This window comes from Staphylococcus condimenti (assembly GCF_001618885.1).
Lineage (GTDB): Bacteria > Bacillota > Bacilli > Staphylococcales > Staphylococcaceae > Staphylococcus > Staphylococcus condimenti.
Window position 1 is genome coordinate 2,081,649 of sequence record NZ_CP015114.1, and the last position, 20,003, is coordinate 2,101,651.

The 20,003-nt window shown below is 35.8% G+C and carries 20 protein-coding genes and 1 pseudogene; 15 read left to right on the forward strand and 6 right to left on the reverse strand.

Going from position 1 to position 20,003, the window contains the following annotated elements; all coding sequences use genetic code 11:
* Positions 1–340 precede the first annotated feature (340 nt).
* From pxpB to xylB, 7 genes are all read left to right on the forward strand, one after another.
* Entirely contained in the window at positions 341–1,072 is a 732-nt protein-coding gene (pxpB, locus tag A4G25_RS09925; protein ID WP_047132504.1) for a 5-oxoprolinase subunit PxpB, read from the forward strand.
* Positions 1,062–2,069, forward strand: coding sequence for a 5-oxoprolinase subunit C family protein (locus tag A4G25_RS09930; RefSeq protein ID WP_047132503.1), 1,008 nt, complete (start codon positions 1,062–1,064; stop codon positions 2,067–2,069). The genes pxpB and A4G25_RS09930 overlap by 11 nt, the downstream gene beginning before the upstream one ends.
* A complete protein-coding gene (gene accB, locus A4G25_RS09935; protein ID WP_047132502.1) occupies positions 2,069–2,512 on the forward strand; it encodes an acetyl-CoA carboxylase biotin carboxyl carrier protein in 444 nt (147 codons plus the stop codon). Before A4G25_RS09930 ends, accB begins: the two co-directional genes overlap by 1 nt.
* Positions 2,513–2,527: 15 nt before the next feature.
* A complete protein-coding gene (locus A4G25_RS09940) occupies positions 2,528–3,886 on the forward strand; it encodes an acetyl-CoA carboxylase biotin carboxylase subunit (RefSeq protein WP_047132501.1) in 1,359 nt (452 codons plus the stop codon).
* A 1-nt stretch (position 3,887) separates the two neighbouring features.
* Positions 3,888–4,646: a 5-oxoprolinase subunit PxpA gene (gene pxpA / locus A4G25_RS09945; protein ID WP_047132500.1), complete on the forward strand. Its 759-nt coding sequence runs from the start codon at positions 3,888–3,890 to the stop codon at positions 4,644–4,646.
* A gap of 3 nt (positions 4,647–4,649) precedes the next feature.
* Positions 4,650–5,879 (forward strand): NRAMP family divalent metal transporter, encoded by a 1,230-nt coding sequence (locus tag A4G25_RS09950; protein ID WP_047132499.1) that lies wholly within the window; start codon positions 4,650–4,652, stop codon positions 5,877–5,879.
* A 176-nt stretch (positions 5,880–6,055) separates the two neighbouring features.
* Positions 6,056–7,552, forward strand: a complete 1,497-nt coding sequence (gene xylB / locus A4G25_RS09955) for a xylulokinase (protein ID WP_047132498.1) — start codon at positions 6,056–6,058, stop codon at positions 7,550–7,552.
* 51 nt (positions 7,553–7,603) lie between these two features.
* Here xylB and A4G25_RS09960 read toward each other — a convergent pair whose 3' ends face one another.
* Positions 7,604–7,783 carry a VraH family peptide resistance protein gene (locus tag A4G25_RS09960; RefSeq protein WP_052766766.1) on the reverse strand — a complete coding sequence of 60 codons (180 nt, stop codon included), beginning with the start codon at positions 7,781–7,783 and terminating at the stop codon, positions 7,604–7,606.
* Between the two features lie 121 nt (positions 7,784–7,904).
* On the opposite strand from A4G25_RS09960, the gene A4G25_RS09965 reads away from it, so the two are divergent.
* The gene (locus tag A4G25_RS09965; RefSeq protein ID WP_047132497.1) at positions 7,905–8,480 is read left to right on the forward strand and encodes a GNAT family N-acetyltransferase; all 576 of its coding nucleotides are present in this window, start codon (positions 7,905–7,907) and stop codon (positions 8,478–8,480) included.
* A 109-nt stretch (positions 8,481–8,589) separates the two neighbouring features.
* Positions 8,590–9,198 carry a metallophosphoesterase gene (locus A4G25_RS09970; protein ID WP_047132496.1) on the forward strand — a complete coding sequence of 203 codons (609 nt, stop codon included), beginning with the start codon at positions 8,590–8,592 and terminating at the stop codon, positions 9,196–9,198.
* A 50-nt stretch (positions 9,199–9,248) separates the two neighbouring features.
* Here A4G25_RS09970 and A4G25_RS09975 read toward each other — a convergent pair whose 3' ends face one another.
* The 5 genes and pseudogenes from A4G25_RS09975 to A4G25_RS09990 form a co-directional block, all read right to left on the reverse strand.
* Positions 9,249–10,028 carry a hypothetical protein gene (locus A4G25_RS09975; RefSeq protein ID WP_047132495.1) on the reverse strand — a complete coding sequence of 260 codons (780 nt, stop codon included), beginning with the start codon at positions 10,026–10,028 and terminating at the stop codon, positions 9,249–9,251.
* Positions 10,021–10,356, reverse strand: a complete 336-nt coding sequence (locus tag A4G25_RS09980; RefSeq protein WP_047132494.1) for a PadR family transcriptional regulator — start codon at positions 10,354–10,356, stop codon at positions 10,021–10,023. The genes A4G25_RS09975 and A4G25_RS09980 overlap by 8 nt, the downstream gene beginning before the upstream one ends.
* Before the next feature lie 202 nt (positions 10,357–10,558).
* Positions 10,559–10,735 carry a FeoB-associated Cys-rich membrane protein gene (locus A4G25_RS12890; protein ID WP_075140895.1) on the reverse strand — a complete coding sequence of 59 codons (177 nt, stop codon included), beginning with the start codon at positions 10,733–10,735 and terminating at the stop codon, positions 10,559–10,561.
* Between the two features lie 12 nt (positions 10,736–10,747).
* Positions 10,748–12,741, reverse strand: a pseudogene (feoB, locus tag A4G25_RS09985) (ferrous iron transport protein B).
* Positions 12,734–12,970: a FeoA family protein gene (locus A4G25_RS09990; protein WP_047132493.1), complete on the reverse strand. Its 237-nt coding sequence runs from the start codon at positions 12,968–12,970 to the stop codon at positions 12,734–12,736. Before A4G25_RS09990 ends, feoB begins: the two are co-directional and overlap by 8 nt.
* 554 nt (positions 12,971–13,524) lie before the next feature.
* Here A4G25_RS09990 and A4G25_RS09995 point away from each other — a divergent pair.
* From A4G25_RS09995 to A4G25_RS10020, 6 genes are all read left to right on the forward strand, one after another.
* The gene (locus A4G25_RS09995) at positions 13,525–14,271 is read left to right on the forward strand and encodes a YveK family protein (RefSeq protein ID WP_047132492.1); all 747 of its coding nucleotides are present in this window, start codon (positions 13,525–13,527) and stop codon (positions 14,269–14,271) included.
* Between the two features lie 118 nt (positions 14,272–14,389).
* Positions 14,390–16,273 carry a polysaccharide biosynthesis protein gene (locus A4G25_RS10000; protein WP_047132491.1) on the forward strand — a complete coding sequence of 628 codons (1,884 nt, stop codon included), beginning with the start codon at positions 14,390–14,392 and terminating at the stop codon, positions 16,271–16,273.
* A gap of 338 nt (positions 16,274–16,611) precedes the next feature.
* Complete coding sequence (gene galU / locus A4G25_RS10005) at positions 16,612–17,478, forward strand: UTP--glucose-1-phosphate uridylyltransferase GalU (RefSeq protein ID WP_047132490.1); 867 nt, start codon at positions 16,612–16,614, stop codon at positions 17,476–17,478.
* Between the two features lie 148 nt (positions 17,479–17,626).
* Positions 17,627–18,049 (forward strand): universal stress protein, encoded by a 423-nt coding sequence (locus A4G25_RS10010; protein ID WP_047132489.1) that lies wholly within the window; start codon positions 17,627–17,629, stop codon positions 18,047–18,049.
* 107 nt (positions 18,050–18,156) lie between these two features.
* A complete protein-coding gene (locus A4G25_RS10015; protein ID WP_082107872.1) occupies positions 18,157–19,074 on the forward strand; it encodes a DUF5996 family protein in 918 nt (305 codons plus the stop codon).
* 83 nt (positions 19,075–19,157) lie between these two features.
* Complete coding sequence (locus A4G25_RS10020) at positions 19,158–19,883, forward strand: epoxyqueuosine reductase QueH (protein WP_047132488.1); 726 nt, start codon at positions 19,158–19,160, stop codon at positions 19,881–19,883.
* Positions 19,884–20,003: the final 120 nt, after the last annotated feature.

Sequence of the window (20,003 nt, forward strand, 5' to 3'; positions counted from 1 at the left end):
AAAGTCTTTTACTTCGGTAAAAGATGTATTATAGTATAACAATACGAATGTAAAGGCTTACATGTAAAGTTATCAGAATAATTACACGAATATGGGCTGAGTGTTGATTAATAAGAATTAAAAAAATTAAAACTAAGTAATAATTTAGTTTACAAAGAAATAATATTCTTCTTGATCGAAACAGAGTATTTAAAAATGTTATAATGGATATTGTTGGATTTTTCTGTATAAATAAAAATCTAAACACAATGGATAAAAAATAGCGTGATTTCGGGATAGTATTTTTTAGTTTTTAACATCTAACCGAATCGCAGCAATTTTAAACAAAGGGGGCTATAAGATGGATTATCAAATCATAAATGAGCAATCGATTATGATTAAATTTGAACCGCAAATTGATCCTGAAACTTTTAAAAAGGTTCAGCAGATTGTTAAGTATTTAGGACAACAAAATGTTGAAGCAATTACTGAAATTGTTCCTTCATACAGAGCGGTGATGATTCATTTTGATCAAACAAAAATTAATGCAAAGGAACTTATAGATACATTGAATCTAGATCATTTAGATTTAGATAATATTGAAACATCTGAAAGTTCTAAGGTAGTACGCATTCCAGTCGTATATGGGGGAGAATACGGACCGGATCTTGAAACAGTAGCCGAACACAATCAGTTATCAACTGATGAAGTGATAAAATTACATACAGAACCAACTTATTTAATTTATATGCTAGGATTTATGCCTGGGTTCCCTTATCTCGGAGGGTTAGATGAGCGTCTGTATACCCCAAGAAGAGATGAACCAAGAGTTCGTATTGATGCTGGTTCTGTGGGCATTGCGAATAATCAAACAGGTTTATATCCGCAAGATTCACCAGGCGGCTGGCAAATTATCGGACGCACACCATTAGATGTTTTTGACTTAAATCGTGAACCGATGACACTTTATGCCGCAGGTGACAATATTCAATTTTATGAAATCAGCGAAGCTGATTTTGATGAGATTTTAGAAACAAAGCATCAACCGGATTTTGATATGGAAAGATGGGTGAACATTCAAGATGAGTATTAGAATACAAAAGCCAGGACTTTTTTCTACAATTCAAGATGAAGGGCGCATCGGCTATCAAAAAGACGGATTTTCTGGTGCAGGTGCCTTAGATATTTATAGTTACTGTTTAGGTCAAACATTGATTGGCAATGATGGACCAGCTATCGAAGCTACAATCATCGGACCGACACTAACTTTTTTAGAAGATGATACGATAGTAGTTACAGGTGCAGAATTTAAAGCTGAATTAAATGGAGAACCGGTGCCGCATCAAACTGTTGTTCAAGTCTATAAAGGCGATGAACTTGCAATGAATGCGGCAATTAAAGGTGCACGCGGTTATTTATTCTTCGGTCATCCAATAGATGTGCCTGAAGTAGCTGGAAGTTTTTCAACGCATACACGTACAAAAATGGGCGGACATGAAGGAAGACCGCTTAAAAAAGATGACTTTATTCATCAAAAATTGAATGAACAATATCGTAAGCATGTAGGCTTTACGAGTGAATTGGATTTAATCCATGAAACAACAGATACAATTCGTATTGTAGAAGGACCTCAATACGATAGTTTTTCAGATGAAAGCCATGAAGGTTTAGTATCGGAACCATTTGAGATTTCTGAACAATCAGACCGTATGGGATTCCGTTTGAAAGGCCCATCTGTTCCACCAAAAGAAAGTGCAGATATAATTTCAGAACCTGTTGCTTTAGGCAGCATTCAAGTACCGAATGACGGTAATCCTATTATTCTAATGAATGATAAGCAAACTGTCGGCGGTTATACAAAAATAGCAACTGTAACACAATTAGACTTAAGTGTGTTAGCACAAAAGAAACCTGGAGAAAAAATCAATTTTGAATGGGTTTCAATTGAAGATGCGATTAAAGATTTAGAAGAATATAACAATGGTTTCGAAGATATATTGAAAGATGTAGAAACTGAACCATTATTTGATTTACGGGAATTAAGAATTACGTCTAATCGTATTTGCGAATTACTAGAGGGGGAACAATAATGAAATTAGAAGAAATTAAAGATTTAATAAACTTAGTAAAAGAAAATGAAGTAAACAAATTTAAATATAAAGATGAAGAACGTGAAATTGAATTAGATTTTTCAACACCGCAACAATCACAACCTGCAGCTCAAATTCAAACACAAGCGACTTCAAATGCAACGCCTGAAAGCAACAATGCTTCAGCAGCTGATGAAGCACCAGCAGGTAAAACAATAAATGCACCGATGGTAGGTACTTTCTTCTTGCAAGATACAAAAGAATTAACAGAACCACTTGTTAAAGTTGGCGACAAAGTCAGCAAAGGTGACGTTATCGGCTATATCGAAGCAATGAAAGTGATGAACGAAGTAACGAGTGATGAGGATGGAGAAGTAGCAGCGATTTTAGTCGACCACGGAACAAATGTCGAATATGATCAAGCATTGATTGAAGTTAAATAAAGGGGTGTCAAATTCATGGATCGTTGTTTAATTGCAAACAGAGGAGAAATCGCTGTACGTATTATCCGTGCTTGTCGCGAATCAGGCGTTAAGACGGTTGCTGTATATGCGAAGGGAGATGAAAAAAGTCTGCATGTTAGTTTGGCAGACGAAGCCATCTGTATCGGAGAAGCCAATCCTTTAGATAGCTATTTAAATATTGAACGTATTATTGCAGCAGCAGAAATAACAGGCGCAAATGCCATTCATCCAGGATATGGTTTCCTATCAGAGAGCCCAACTTTCGCACAAAAAGTAGAAGAGAATGATATCTACTTCATCGGACCAACAAGACGTACGATGGAAATGATGGGTGATAAAATCACTGCACGACAAACCGTTGACAGTGCTGGAGTTCCAATTATCCCAGGTTCAACAGGTGCAGTACATTCAGTAGAAGAGATTAAAGAAATTGCAAAAGAAATCGGTTATCCAGTCGTACTTAAAGCTGCAAGCGGCGGTGGCGGTAAAGGTATCCGTATCGTTAAAGAACCGGAAGATTTAGCAAAATCATTTAAAGAAGCACAAAGTGAAGGTAAAAAATACTTTAATGATGATCGTATTTATGTTGAAGCCTTTATTCCAGTAGCTAAACACGTTGAGGTTCAAGTAATCGGAGACGGTAAAGAAAATTATGTTCATTTAGGTGAACGTGATTGTTCTGTACAACGTAAAAACCAAAAACTAATTGAAGAATCACCTTGTGCCGCACTTACAGATGAAAGACGTCGCGCTATTTGCGAAGACGCTGTTAAAGTAGCGAAAGCTTCTAACTACCGCAGTGCAGGTACTATTGAATTCTTAGTAACTGAAGATGCTTATTATTTCATTGAAATGAACGCACGTATTCAAGTTGAACATACTGTAACTGAAATGCGCGCTGACCGTGATTTATTGCAAGCGCAATTATACTTAATGAAACATGATGAGTTGCCATTTACGCAAGAAGATATTCACTTTACAGGTCATGTAATTGAAGCACGTATTAATGCTGAAAATCCAGAACGTAAATTCCAACCATCACCAGGTAAAGTAAAAGCATTGCATTTACCGCAAGGATTTAATGTACGTGTAGATTCATTATTATATCCTAATTACGTTGTATCGCCTTACTATGACTCACTTGTTGCTAAAGTGATTGTTAAAGGCAGCGACCGTACACATGCGATTGATAAATTGAAAGCGACATTAGATGAAATGGTTATTGACGGTTTCTCTACAACTGCTGATTTCCTATATGCTGTATTGTCATATCCTGCATATGCAAATGGCGATGCTAGCGATGTAGATATTAAATTCTTAGACCGTCATCATATTATTAAGGGGGCTTCTTAAAATGCAAGTAGATTTAAATTGTGATTTAGGCGAAGCATTCGGTAATTATTCATTTGGCGGAGATCACCAAATTATTCCATTGATTACTTCAGCGAATATTGCATGTGGTTTTCATGCAGGTGATGAAAATGTTATGAACGAAACAGTTAAATTAGCTAAAGAACACAGAGTAGGTATTGGAGCACATCCTGGGTTCCATGATTTACAAGGATTTGGCCGTCGTAATATTGATATGGCTCTTGATGAAATTTATACATTAGTAGCATATCAATTAGGTGCATTATCTGCATTCAGCCGAATTCATGATGTGAAAATTAATCATGTGAAACCACACGGTGCTTTATATAACATGGGTGCGCGTGACAAAGATATTGCACACGCAATCGCACAAGCGGTATATGACGTGGACCCATCACTCATCTTAGTCGGATTATCTAATACATTGCTTATTTCAGAAGCTGAAGCTGTCGGCTTAAAAACAGCATCTGAGGTATTTGCAGATAGACGTTATGAATCAAACGGCCAATTAGTCAGCCGTAAAGAAAGTGACGCTGTCATCACAGATACAGAAGCAGCAATTGATCAAGTGGTTAAGATGGTTAAAGACAACAAAGTTACAGCAAAAGATGGAACTGAAATAGATATTCAAGCAGATACAATTTGTGTGCATGGCGATGGTGCACATGCATTAGAATTTGTATCAAAAATCAGAGAAAGATTAACGAAAGAAGGTATTTCGATTACGAAACTAGGGGGTTAATATATGGGAGAAAAGAACCAAACAAAGACGGATTTCGAGTTCACAAAGGAGCATAAACGCCTGTTACTCGGGTCAGTTTTCTTGATGGCAACATCAGCAATCGGACCAGCATTCTTAACACAAACTGCTGTATTTACAGCACAATTTGCAGCAAGCTTCGCATTTGCGATTTTGCTATCAATTATTATTGATATTGGTGCACAAATCAATATTTGGCGTGTGTTAGTAGTAACAGGTCTACGCGGACAAGAAATCGCGAATGAGATGGTAAAAGGACTAGGGACTTTTATCTCCATTCTGATAGCAATCGGTGGTTTAGCATTTAACATTGGTAATATTGCCGGTGCTGGGCTCGGTTTAAATGCAATCTTTGGTATTGATGTAAAATGGGGCGCAGCGATTACGGCCGTTTTAGCAATCGGTGTATTCGTAAGTAAAAGCGGTCAAAAAGTTATGGACGTCGTAACAATGGTTTTAGGGGTACTCATGATTTTAATTGTTGCGTATGTAATGGTGGTTTCAAATCCTCCATATTTAGAAGCAGCACATAGAATGGTATTACCAGAAAATCCTGCAGCATTAGTATTACCGATTATTACACTGGTCGGCGGTACAGTAGGTGGTTACATTACTTTCGCAGGTGCACACAGAATTTTAGACTCTGGTATTAAAGGTAAAGAATATTTACCATTTGTTAACCAATCAGCTATTTCTGGTATCTTAACTACTGGTGTAATGCGTGGTCTTTTATTCTTAGCAGTATTAGGTGTAGTTGTAACAGGGGTTACATTAGACCCTGAAAACCCACCTGCATCTGTATTCCAACATGCTTTAGGACCTATTGGTAAAAATATTTTTGGTGTTGTATTATTTGCAGCTGCATTATCTTCAGTAATTGGCTCTGCTTATACAAGTGCAACATTCTTAAAAACATTGAGTAAATCATTGATGAAACGCAGTAACTTAATCGTTATCACATTCATCGTTGTTTCTACTTTAATCTTCTTATTCATCGGTAAACCAATCAAATTATTGATTATTGCTGGTGCTTTGAACGGCTTAATCTTACCAATTACATTAGGTACGATTCTTGTCGCTAGTAAGAAAAAATCGATTGTCGGAGATTATAAACATCCAACTTGGATGTTAGTATTTGGTATCATCGCAGTTGTTGTTACCATTATTACAGGTATCTTCTCATTCCAAGGTCTTGCAGAACTTTGGAGTTCATAAGTAAATTAAAATCAAAGGCACGGGCAATATTGCTCGTGCTTTTTTGTACATATTCTCAATAATTTTATAAATCTAAGATAATTGAACGCAGGATGTATATTCTGTCAGATAAACGTTATAATAACAGTAATGTAAGCGCATAAATAAAGACTGCTTAAGAGAGAAGGGTGAAATGAATGGTAAAAGAAGCAGTAATCGGTATTGACCTAGGTACAAGTGCGATTAAACTAATTGCGGTCGATCGCGAAGGTAATGTACTCAGCACTCAAAGTGAACCGCTCAAACTTTATCAAGATTATCCAGGATACTCTGAACAAAATCCGGATGAGTGGAATGCAGCCATGCAACAAGGTTTGAAAAATTTATTGATGCAACCGCAATTGAAAGAAGTAGAAATTAAGGGTGTGTCATTTTCTGGTCAAATGCATGGATTAGTTTTATTGGATAAGGCAGGAAGACCACTAAGGAATGCTGTTTTATGGAATGATACACGTACTACACCGCAATGTGAGGCTATTAAAGATAAAAAAGGTGAACAAGTACTCGGCAACCCAGTGGTGGAAGGATTTACTTTAACTAAGTTGTTGTGGGTGAAAGAAAATGAACCTGAATTATGGAAAAAGGCAGAAACATTTTTATTACCTAAAGATTACCTTCGCTATTGTTTAACAGGAGAAATCTACACAGAATACTCAGATGCAGCAGCGACTATGTTGTTGAATCCACAAACAAAAGCATGGGATAAAATATTAGGTGAAGAATTCGGTATTCCTGATATTTATCCAGATATCATTCAATCACACGATGAGGCAGGTATTTTTAATGCTGCATTAGCAGCTGAGTTAGGATTAGATACTAATATTCCAGTATTTGCAGGCGGTGCTGATAATGCTTGCGGCGCTTTAGGATCTGGGGTAATTCGTCCTAATGATGCAATTTGCAGTATTGGTACATCTGGTGTGTTATTAATTTGTGAGCCTATAGGAGGCGCTGATGGTTACGGTCATAAAATACATCTGATGAACCATGCAGTGACAGATGTTAATTATTTAATGGGCGTTACCTTAAGCGCTGGTTATAGTTTAAGTTGGTTTAAACGAGAATTTTACCCTGATGATAACTTTGAAAAATTACTGGAAGAAGCAGCAGAAGCTGGCATCGGTGGTCATGGTTTGATTTTTACACCTTACTTAGCAGGCGAACGTACGCCACATGGAGATGCTTCGATTCGCGGCAGTTTTATTGGAATAAGCGGTTCAAATATACGTGGTGATTTTGCGCGTGCAGTTGTGGAAGGTATTACATATTCTTTATACGACTCTTTAATTTATTTACGCAGTGTCGGTAAAAATGTAACTAAAATAGTATCGACTGGCGGGGGCGCAAAAAGTGATTTTTGGCTGCAGTTACAAGCAGATGTTTTTAATGCTGAAATTTATAAATTGAAACATGAAGAAGGACCAAGTATGGGTGCAGCAATGCTTGCAGCTTACGGATTAGGATGGTATCCAAGTCTCTCTGAGTGTGCAGAACAATTTATTCATTTTACAGAAACATTCAAACCAGATTTGAAGCGACATAAAACATATGAAAGTTATTTCCGAATTTATCAACAAGCCTATAATGCTACAAGACGTATGACAAAAGACTTACTGGAACTTCAAAAAGATTAAAAAAATAAACCCTCTCACTTGGTAAGTCAGGGGGTTATTTCAAATTACAGATTATTTACCGTTTTTCTCTAAATAGTAACCAATCCACGCACCTGCTGGAACGCCGATGATAGGTGTAGTGATTGCACTTAGTACCACAATAGAAGCAATCATGATAAGACCATTTTTAGAGCCGAAACGCATGTGCTTAATCGTTTCAACCATGTCTCCAACATATTCTTTAAATGACATAATATTCCCTCCTAGCAATTTATTATTTCTTATTAGTATTCATCTATAATATATCATGGATGTCAAAAAATTGGTATGATATTGCTATACTGAAGCCAATAAAGAGAGGAAGTTAACGTATATGGAATTTGAATATCTCACTGAAGAAACAGATCGTTTAATAATACGCCCCTTGCAACATTCTGATTATCAACAATGGCTTATTGGTTTTTGCGGACGGCTTGAATCTCAATCTCCATATGATGAAGGCCGATTAGATATGTCGATTTGTACACAAGGATGGTATGAACAATTAGTAGAGAAGCATCACCAATTTATAAAAAAGGACGAAATTTATATATTCGGTATTTTTCGTAAAACAGATGGTGTACATGTGGGTAATTTAGATATTGTGACATTATCACGCAGCCATTTTCAATGGGCAGAGTGCGGCTATACAATTCATAACCAGTTCTGGCGTAATGGATATGCTTTTGAAGCTTTAACAGCAATGCTGAAAATTGCAGATAAACGTTTAAAATATCATCGCATTGAAGCACATGTAAATGTTGGCAACCAACCTTCATCGAAGTTGTTGGAGAAAGCAGGTTTCAAATATGAATGTACGCGTGAAAAATTTATTTTTGAAAATGAGGAGTGGGCAGATCATTTAGTTTATGCTAAAACTTTGAATAATTTGCCGCCGTTGAATATATGATTTAATTTTTTACAAAATATTTAAAAACATAAGACTGAAAATTATGTATACTATAATTAAGTAATTTTCGAAAAGGTAGTAAGAAAGTCAGGAGGTTAAGTTCGACATCATGAAAGGGAGAATTCTAGTTTCGTCAGATATTCATGGTCATGGGGCAGCCTTGGCCAAACTCTTAAAATATGTGGATTATAATCCTAAAAAAGATCAATTAGTACTGTTAGGGGATTATGTCAATAACGGACCAGATTCAACAGGAACTTTGAAAATGGTTAAGAAATTACATAGTGAAGGTGCAATTGTATTATTAGGCAATCATGATGTACGTTGGATGAAATCAAAAGAAAAGCGGAAGCGCAAATGGCGTGCTGTCCTGCAAGGTTTTGATAGTATGGCTAAAATTGATAATTATTTGTTTGTACATGCAGGCGTCAATCCTTCAAAATCATTAGGTGAACAAAAATTATCCGAAGTATCAGGCTTTGAATCAAATGTTGAATTGGCGCGTGAAATTAAAGGTAAGTGGCTAGTACATGGACATGTGCCGACACGCCGATACGGTGCTAAAAAGAATAAAATTCATATCAAAGGACGTACTATTGATGTTGATACAGGTGCAGGTCATGGCAAGCATTTATCGCTTGTAGATCTAACCCACCAGCACGTATGTGCAATTGAAGTTGAACATGCGAAAAAAGTATATGAATATAGTTTTGGATAAAATAAGAGACCCTAAAGATTGTAATTAGCAGCTTCAGGGTCTCTGTTTTTTTAGTCTGTATTTTTTCTCATGTAAATGAAACTAGCTATAATACTAATACCAACTAATCCTAGTAAAATGAAAGAACTTGTAATTTCAGCCTGTAGGCTTTGTACATTGCCTTGGAATATGATAAGCGTGATTAGTTCAGGTAAGATAAGGATGATGATTGCAGCAAAAAGTGGCCAATATTTAAACCAGGATGTAATAGCTAACATCAATATAGCTATTATAAATCCAATTATCATACTTGATATAGAAGATAAAGTGAATAAAGTATAAATAGGCCATTTTTTAGCAATGTAAGCACCACCGATAAATGCAGCCATGGCGATTATTCCTAAAATTAAACATATTGTATAAACTTTAAGCGGTATTTTATTTTCACGATCGATTTGACTGCCATAATGAATGACGATGTATTTTATAACTTTCCAAAAAAGAATGCCTGTTAAAATGACGATTATGAATTGAATTAATTTTCCAATGGTAAAAGTGAAAGGTCCTTGGAAAAAATCTGGCAACAACAAGATAATGAATAAAAAGCCTATGATACCTAATATGAATTTATGATAAGTAGAATCTAACGGCATTTCATCAGATATTTTGTTGATATAGGATTTTACTGATCCACCAGTAATATTATCAATATTATCGCCTCGTTTTTCAGCTTCCATCAAATGATCTCGTAATTCATCTTCAATTTCATTGATAGTCGAGTCTTCCTTACCGCGCTCCATCAAGGTAGTACGTAAAAGCCAGAGAAATTCTTCTGATTTTTTACTAAGCATCTTTGTCTCTCCTTAATATATTATTCATGCCGTGATTTAGTGCTTGCCATTTTTCAGTAAAAGTTTGCAATTCTATACGGCCTGATTCTGTGATTGTGTAATATTTTCGCTTTGGACCACCGTTGTCTGATTTGCGCATTTCACTTTGAATATACCCTTTTTTACTTAGTCGGAGCAATACAGGATATATACTGCCATCGCTGATTTCAGGGAATTGTTGTGCTTTTAGTTTTTCTAATATTTCATATCCATAGGTCTCTCCGTGCGCAATTAAACCTAGGATAGCGCCATCGAGTAGACCTTTCATTAATTGATTGGAAACTGTCATCTTTTCACCTCGTTAAGATAGCGGTGAACTAACTATCTTATAATATAAGTTAGTTGATTAGAAAAGGTTTGTCAACTATCTTACGATAAAAGATAGTGGGACATATCTTTATAATGTTAGTAGCTTTAAACCATATTTTAATAGAGTGGAGATAAAAAATAAGCTCACTTCCTAATGAAAAGAAGTGAGCTTAAAATTTATATTATGATACATGTTTTTGATGTTTTTTCATTTCTTTAGGCATTGCGTGTCCGCAACCTTGGTTGATATCGCATGCGGCGCATTTCCCTTGTTTGGACTTTTTGAAGAAGCGGATTAAAGTATATGCGGCATATCCGAAAATCAGTAATATAATGACAGCGTTAATTAAAATAGTCATTCAGATTCCTCCTTAACCAAAAAGTTGGCTTCCTTGATAAACAATGAATGTTAAAACATAGGCGATTACAACAGGATAAAGTGTTGCAATGATTGTCCATTTCCAAGAAACTGTTTCTTTACGTATTGCTGCGACTGTAGATAAGCATGGGATATATAACAAGATGAATAACATGAATGCATAAGCAGATGCTGGTGTGAAGTGTGTTGAAATCATTCTTGTTAATCCGTGACTGTCAGTTGCATAAATAATAGCCATAGCGCTTACCACTACTTCTTTAGCCAAGAAGCCTGGAATTAAAGTTGCGCCTGCTTGCCATGTTCCAAACCCAAGCGGTATAAGCAATGGGGCAATACATGCTCCGATAATTTGCAAGAAACTGTGATCGACATTTACTCCGAAACCAGTTGGTCCTGCATAATTCAACATCCAGATAACTACTGAACCACCAAAGATAAATGTTCCTGCTTTTTTAACAAAACCTTTTGCTTTTTCCCACGTACTGCGCCATAAAGTTTTAGCTGATGGCATACGATATGGCGGTAATTCGATAACAAATACAGAGTTTTCTTTTTCAAAATTGTTTTAGTCATAACAAAACTGACAACAAGTGCAACTACGATACCGATGACATACAAACTTAAAACGACTAAAGCTTGATTTTCTTTAAAGAAGACACCTGCAAATAATGCATAAACAGGGAGTCGGGCTGAACAAGACATAAATGGTGTGATTAAAATTGTTGTTAATCGTTCTTTTTCTTGTTCAATACTTCTTGTTGCCATGACACCAGGAACGTTACATCCAAAACCAATAATCATAGGAATAAAAGATTTACCATTCAATCCTAAACCTTCCATTACCTTGTCCATAATAAGCGCAATACGCGCCATATATCCTGAGTCTTCAAGCAAAGAAATAAAGAAGAACAAAATCATAATTTGCGGTACGAATACTATAACTGCACCCACACCAGCAATGATGCCATCTGTAATCAAATCTTTTAAGAATGGGAATAAACCGATTGCATCCATTCCTTGATTAACCCAATCAGTAAAAGGGCCGCCTATAAACTCATCTAACTTATCTGATAGCGGGGTACCAATCCACGAGAAGGTAGCTTGGAAAATCAACCACATTATTACTAAGAAAATAGGAATACCTACAAATTTATTAGTAAGTATTTTATCCACACGATCAGTAAGATATTGTTTTTTCTTATTAGGATAAGTAATAACATCTTCTAAGAGTTCATCAATATATTCAGTTCGAGAACGGCGCATACTGTCGACTATTGATACGTCTAATTGCTTGGCTAAGTTTTCTCGGATTGTTCTTAATTCAGGATGATGATGCGCACCGATAAACTGTTCAATCGCAGGATTACCTAATAAATATTGAACTGCAATAAAACGATGACGTTTACTTGGCAGTTCTAGTTGTGCTTTGAAGTAATGCTGCAACTCTGATAGTGCAGATTCAACGTGATGATTATATGGAATTTTCAAAGGTTGTGCAGTAGATAGGTCATCATCTTTCAATAAATCTAAAATACTGTCGACACCTTGGCCGCTTCTCGCCACAATCGGCAATATCGGCATCTTCAATCATCGCATCAATAAATTACGGTTAATCTCAATACCGCGTTTAGAAGCGACATCTCCCATATTTAAACAAAGTAAAATAGGTGAACCGAATTCCATTAACTGTGTCGTTAATAACAAGTTACGTTTTAACTGTACTGCATCTACGATGTTAATGACTTTTGAAAAATTGTCATGCAGCAAATAATCAGTAACTACCGTTTCATCTTTAGAAATCGGCAGTAAATCATAAATACCCGGCAAGTCGACCAATTCGCCTTGCTTATCTTTTAACATACCCACTTTCTTCTCAACAGTGACACCGCTCCAGTTACCTACATATTCGTAAGAACCAGTCAGTGCGTTGAAAAGCGTCGTCTTGCCGACATTCGGATTGCCGACAATACAATATGTGTTATGCATCAGCTTGCTCCAACATTATTTTGCAAGCATCGCAATGACGAATACCAATACATTGTCCATCCATCTCTAAAGTACATGGACCTTTCATAAAAAATTTTTGACGAACTTTAATTTTGCTTCCGATTGTAAAACCAAGTGCGCTAAGTCGGTGTGCAAGCATTGTGTTTTCAAAGTTAATACCTGTAATTTTATATGTTAAGCCTTTTTCGGCGTTAGCTGCGTGAACCATTCCGAGTGCCACCTCTCAAAAAAATAATTGTAATTGATTATTATTATCATTGATATTTTACACCCATATTGAAAGGGCTACAATCTTTTTTTGAATAATATTAGCTAAAACTAAAAAAGTAATAGAAGTGTAATATTTCTAAAATGATTGCTAGAGAATAGGAACTCAGTGTTAATAGGGATTTTAGGATATTACACCTCAGTGATAAATGTCGAAAAAAAGTCACAAACATTTTATGTAGAAAATATTTGAAATATAAAAATAAATACTTTCTTCTTAAAAATTCATAAAAGTTAAATATGTAAGCAATATTGAGCAGATACAAAGGGATTTTTAAGGTTATATAAGTCTTTAAACAAGTTCATTTTAAAACAGGATAAAGTTTGTAAATTAGATGTAAAAAGTATGCAAGGATTCAATTAATATCAAAAAAACTGAGTTTTTTTCCCTTATAATGAATCACAAGCGGTCGGATTAGTCGTGAAAGCTAAGCACCATCAACGCTTCTGACATGTAGCATTCAATTTTCCGCATTACGGAGGTAACGAAGCAATATGGAAGAGAACAAAGGTTATGATTTTTCAAAGTTATGGGAGATTATCAAACGCAATTTGAAGTGGTTGATAATTCTGCCGATTGTATGTCTATTACTGAGTGTGCTGGTTACAGCTGTTGCAGTACATCCTAAATACCAAGCAACCTCACAAGTTATCATCAATAAAAGCGATAAAGGTGATTTGACAATGGCTGAGAAATTCCAAGCAGATTCGCAAATCGTCGCTACATACACTGATATCGCAAAGAGCCCTCGTGTGCTAGGTAAAGTAGCAGATAAAGTCGGTAAAGGGGAAACGGCTAATTCAATTTCAGAAAAAGTAGAAATCAGCAACGAGCCGAATTCACAAGTTCTGAACTTTACTGCGACAGATCAAGATAAAAAACAAGCTGAAGAAATGGCAGATCAATCAGCTGAAATTTTTAAAAAAGAAATTAGCCAACTTGCAGATAAAGGTGAAATCGACGTGTTATCTAAATCTGCTGATAATGTGAAGTCTACTCCGGTAAGCATGGGCAAAAATGCTGCAGTCGGATTTATCGCAGGACTTATTTTAGCTGTCATTTTAATTTGTATTTTAGAATTGATCAGAAATTCGAAGAAAAACAAAGCGACTCATCATGAGACGCAAGAGACTCAACAACATCATCGTAGAAGAACAAAAAGAGAAGGTTTAACTCAAGAGCACTTAGAAAAACATGCTGAGAGTGGCGAAGTTGATGACATCAATCATCAGCGTCAATAAACTTCTCCTATAACAAGAAGGTTGGGATTTGATTAGGATTCCAACCTCTTACTTTTTTTAACGTACATATCACTTGCATTAAAGACAAAGAGAGCATTTTAAATTGGGGTGAAAGAAAGTGTCCAAAATACCTGTTAGACAGCAGCGTCTGATATTCTTTCTAATTATAGATTCGCTTATCGTCGCATTCTCTGTCTTCTTAAGTTATTCAATTTTAGAACCATATTTTCGTGGCTATTCATTAACACTACTAATATTATCTTCATTAGTTTTACTATGTTCGCATCATATTTTTGCGAGTGTTTTCAATTTATACCATCGTGCATGGGAATATGCCAGTATTAATGAGATGTTTGTTATTGTTAAAGCTGTAACCTGTTCAATGGCTTTGACTGTGCTTGTCGTACCGTTCTTCACACATGAAGGTCCATTTTTAAGATTGTATTTTATTACATGGATGATGCATATTCTGTTAATCGGCGGTTCAAGATTATCTTGGAGAATCTTCAATAGAACGGTTAATCGTCGAGGAAGAAAATCAAAAAACACTTTAGTTATCGGTGCAGGTGCAGGTGGTTCAATGCTGGTTCAACAAATGTTGAAACGACCTGGAATGGGTATGGAACCTGTACTTGCTGTAGATGATGATCCTAATAAACAAAAATTGACGATTACAGAAGGTGTCAAAGTTCAAGGTAAAATTGAAGACGTACCTGACTTAGTACGTAAATATCGTATTAAAAAGATTATTATTGCAATTCCAACATTATCCCAAAAACGATTACGTGAAATTAATGAAGTTTGTGAAAATTTAGGCGTCACTGTATTGAAAATGCCGAATATTGAAGAAGTCATGTCTGGTGAGCTTGAAGTTAACCAACTGAAAAAAGTTGAAGTGGAAGATTTGCTTGGACGCGACCCAGTAGAGTTAGATATGCAGTTGATTTCTAAAGAATTAACACATCAAACGATTATGGTTACTGGTGCAGGCGGTTCTATCGGTTCAGAAATCTGTCGTCAAGTTTGCCGTTTTGCACCTGCTAGAATTATCTTACTCGGACACGGTGAGAATAGTATCTACTTAATTCACCAAGAACTACAAAAACAATATGGCGATCAAATTGATATTGTTCCTGTAATCGCAGATATTCAAGACCGCTCACGGATGTTTAAAATTTTAGATCATTATCAACCGTATGTTGTTTACCATGCAGCTGCACATAAACATGTACCGATGATGGAATATAACCCAAGTGAAGCGATTAAGAACAATGTGATGGGTACTAAAAATACAGCAGAGGCTGCACGTCACGCTAGAGTCAGCAAATTTGTTATGATTTCAACAGACAAAGCCGTGAATCCTCCGAATGTGATGGGGGCTTCTAAACGTGCTGCTGAAATGATTGTGCAAAGTATGAATGAAGAAGATTGTAAAACAGACTTTGTAGCTGTACGTTTTGGTAATGTACTTGGTTCACGCGGTTCTGTTATTCCATTGTTCAAAAAACAAATTGAAGCAGGCGGACCTATTACCGTTACACACCCTGACATCACACGTTACTTTATGACGATTCCTGAAGCAGCACGTTTGGTACTGCAAGCAGGTGCGATTGCTGAAGGCGGAGAAATCTTCGTATTAGATATGGGTGAACCAGTTAAAATAGTAGATTTAGCCAAAAACTTAATTCGCTTAAGCGGTTATAAAGATGGTGATATTGAGATTAAATTCACTGGCTTACGACCTGGCGAAAAGCTGTATGAAGAGTTATTGGATGAAGATGAAATTCACCCAGAACAAGTATATGAAAAAATCTATCGTGGTAAAGTAGAAACGATGAAAAATGATGATGTATTACGTATTCTTGATGAAATTATTCATAGCAAAGATTATAAACAAAAATTAATTGATTTAGCCAACCATCGCTATGAAGATAAAAATGGAAAAATTGATAGTAAAGATGAGGGAAACGATGACATACCGCCCTTTCGTGTAATTAATTAATTAATTAATCTTAAGCACCTGTTAACGCAGGTGCTTTTTTACTTTCAAATGAAGGTTTCATCGATCATGAATAGAGATGTAACGTATGTATGAAGTTTATAATATTAATTGAATCGTGTTGTCTTTCTTGTGGTTCTTGATTGACTAATGAGTAGGAAAAACATAGTATTGATTATAATGGAAATGTTTAGAGAGTGGGCAATCTGACCACATTCTACGGGGCTTAAGCAGCAAGTTCTTTACATAGAGACGAAAAGTACGCGTGGATTTAAGAGCGATTTCAATGTGAGAAGGGCTTAGCAGCTGCTTCTGCCACCTTTTTACAAAGGAGAATTTAAATGTCGAAAATCAAAAAAGCAGTTATACCAGCAGCAGGTTTAGGTACACGTTTTTTACCTGCAACCAAAGCAATGCCTAAGGAAATGTTGCCGATTCTAGACAAGCCGACAATTCAATACATTGTTGAAGAGGCTGCACGTGCAGGTATCGAAGATATCATTATTGTGACAGGTAAACATAAACGTGCCATTGAAGACCATTTTGATAATCAAATGGAACTTGAAAATAATTTGCGTGAAAAAGGAAAAGATGAATTGCTTGAAAAAGTTCAACATTCTACTCAACTCGCAAATATTTTCTACGTACGTCAACGTGAACAAAAAGGATTAGGACATGCGATTTGGACAGCACGTCAATTTATCGGTAATGAACCATTTGCAGTGTTATTGGGCGATGACATTGTTGAATCAGATAATCCAGCTATTAAACAATTAATGGATGTTTATGATGAAACAGATAAATCTGTGATTGGTGTACAAACTGTTCCGGAAAGTGAAACACATCGCTATGGTATTGTTAAACCTGAAAAACAAGATGGACGTTTATATGAAGTTGAAAAATTCGTAGAAAAACCAGCGCCAGGGACTGCTCCATCTAATTTAGCGATTATGGGACGTTATGTTTTGAAACCTGAAATCTTTGATTATTTATCTACACAAGATAAAGGCAGCGGCGGTGAAATTCAATTAACGGATGCCATTGAACGTTTAAATCAAGATGATCAAGTATATGCTTATGATTTTGAGGGCCATCGTTATGATGTAGGTGAAAAAACCGGCTTTGTTAAAACAACAATTGCTTATGCATTAAAAGATGATGAAATGAAAGATGAAATTGAAGCGTATATTAAAAACTTAAATCTATAGCTTTTAATCAGAAGGTGTTGTCTTGTCGGAGAGCATCTTCTTTTTTATGATTGTGAAAATTTCTTGAAGTTCGTTATTAATTAATAGTTTAGGGTATATTAATAATGAATAAATTATTAAACAACTTTTTCAAGAAAGAGTGATGTATATGTATAAAAATATCTTAGTACCATTCGATTTTGGTAATGCTTTTAATAATGTGCCTGAACAATTGCAAAAACTTACAGGTGGTTCAGAAGATGCTCAAATTACTGTGTTCAACGTAATTTCTGAAACAGATTTAGCGAACTATGTACGTTATCAAAATAAACATTTTGAAGAAGTAACTAAAGAAAAAGAAGAAGATATGCAGCCCTTTATTAAGAAACTTGAAGATCTTAATCTTCAATATGAAATTGTATTCACAGTGGGTTCTGCGACAATAGAAATTTTATCTGAATTAGAAGCAAATGATTACGATATTGTAGTCATGAGTAATAAACGTTCTCGTGTAGAATTAAAACACGTTTTAGGACATGTCACTCATAAAGTGGCTAAACGTGCGCATACGCCTGTGCTTATTGTTAAATAGATATGATCAAAACCGCTTCGGCGGTTTTTTTATTTTTAAAGAAATAATATACTTGTCATTTATAGATGAAAAATGGGTAAATAACAGGCAAAGAGGAGGAATAGATTATGGAAATTTTAAAGTTTGACGATTGGAAAGACGAACAGCTCACATTACACCTCATTGCACAAATTTTAGGTAAATACAAAGTAGAATGTGCTTATCAAGAACCACAATGGGAACATGTCACATTAGACATCACAAGCGAAGGTTTTACAACAGGACTGTTATATGTAGATGACAACCATTTTTCAATAGATGTCAATATATTAGATGACCTAATCGAAGTACGTGTCAATAATGAAAAGACCGCATTCACTTTAGAAAACGGCAAAACGATACAAGACTACTACAAACAAATAGAAGACACACTGAATAATTATGGCATTACTGTCAAACTCAATACTAACCCTCAAGAAATGGAAAACAAAATTCCTTTAGACGAAGATACAACACATCATCACTATGACCATGATATTGCAGTCAAAGCGTTAGAATTAATGCAATATGCAGAACGTTCGCTAAAACGTTTTATTGGTCCGTTACGCGCAAGAACAGCAGGGCCTGCATTCTTCTGGGGAACATTCGATGTTTCTGCGATTGTCGTTTACAGTAAGTTTTATCAAGAATTTAAACCTGACCAAGTCATTGAATACGGTGCATTTGATGAAGAGATGATTGAGTTTGGTTTCTGGTTCGGCGGTGGAGATTTTGAAGGTCCGACATACTTCGTCTTACCTTATCCTTTTGTAGACAAAAACTTTACATTTGATAAATCACTTCCTGAGGGCGCAAGATTTGACCCGACATTGACTGAATTTGTGTATGAACTGCAACGTGGAGATGTAAGAGAATTAGATACTATTAATGCTGTATTTGAAAGCGGCTTTGATATCTTTGCGCAACATTTAGATTGGCCGAAAGTCGATCATTGTACTGTACCGATGCATATGCCGCCGAATATGCACACTGACAAAGATGAATAGCATACAATTGTTAAATCATATATACTATATTTAATCGTGCAGATTAGACAACTTAGATTCCAATGACAGAAAGGGCGACAGCAATGATAGAAATGGATGGCATCGTTGCCAAAATGAAAAATCAGAAAATCAATTATGATCGCGTATTAAAGAAAATGATTCAACAATGGGAACGTTCAGAAGAACGTCCGAAAATAATGCTGCATAGTTGTTGTGCACCATGCAGTACGTATGTCTTAGAGTTTCTCTCTGAATATGCAGACTTAGCTATTTATTTTGCGAATCCTAATATTCATCCAAAAAAAGAATATGAACGAAGAGCATGGGTTCAAAAAGATTTTATAGAAAAATTTAATCAAGAAAACGGCACAAACGTACGTTATATCGAAGCGCCTTATAAGCCGCACGAGTTCATGAAGATGGCTAAAGAGCGTGGTTTAACAGATGAACCTGAAGGCGGATTGAGATGTCGTGCATGTTTTGAAATGCGCTTAGATATGGTCGCTGAAGCGGCTGTTGAATACGGCTATGATTATTTCGGCAGTGCATTAACGCTTTCACCTAAAAAGAATGCACAAATGATTAATGAACTCGGCGCTGAAGTTCAAAAACTTTATGATGTTAATTACCTGCCAAGCGACTTTAAGAAAAATAAAGGGTACGAACGTTCATTAGAGATGTGCAAAGACTATAATATTTATCGTCAATGTTATTGCGGCTGTGTATTTGCAGCACAAGCACAAGGGATTGACTTTAAAGAAGTGAATAAAGCAGCCAAAGAATTTTTAGATACAGTAGAAACAAAATAACAGATGAAGTAAAAGCAGTACGTCAGTAAAAGGCGTGCTGCTTTTTTACTGAACATAACGAAAAAACATGATTTAATTGAACCGTTTGTCTTATACCTCTGACCGCTTATCTTAAAAATA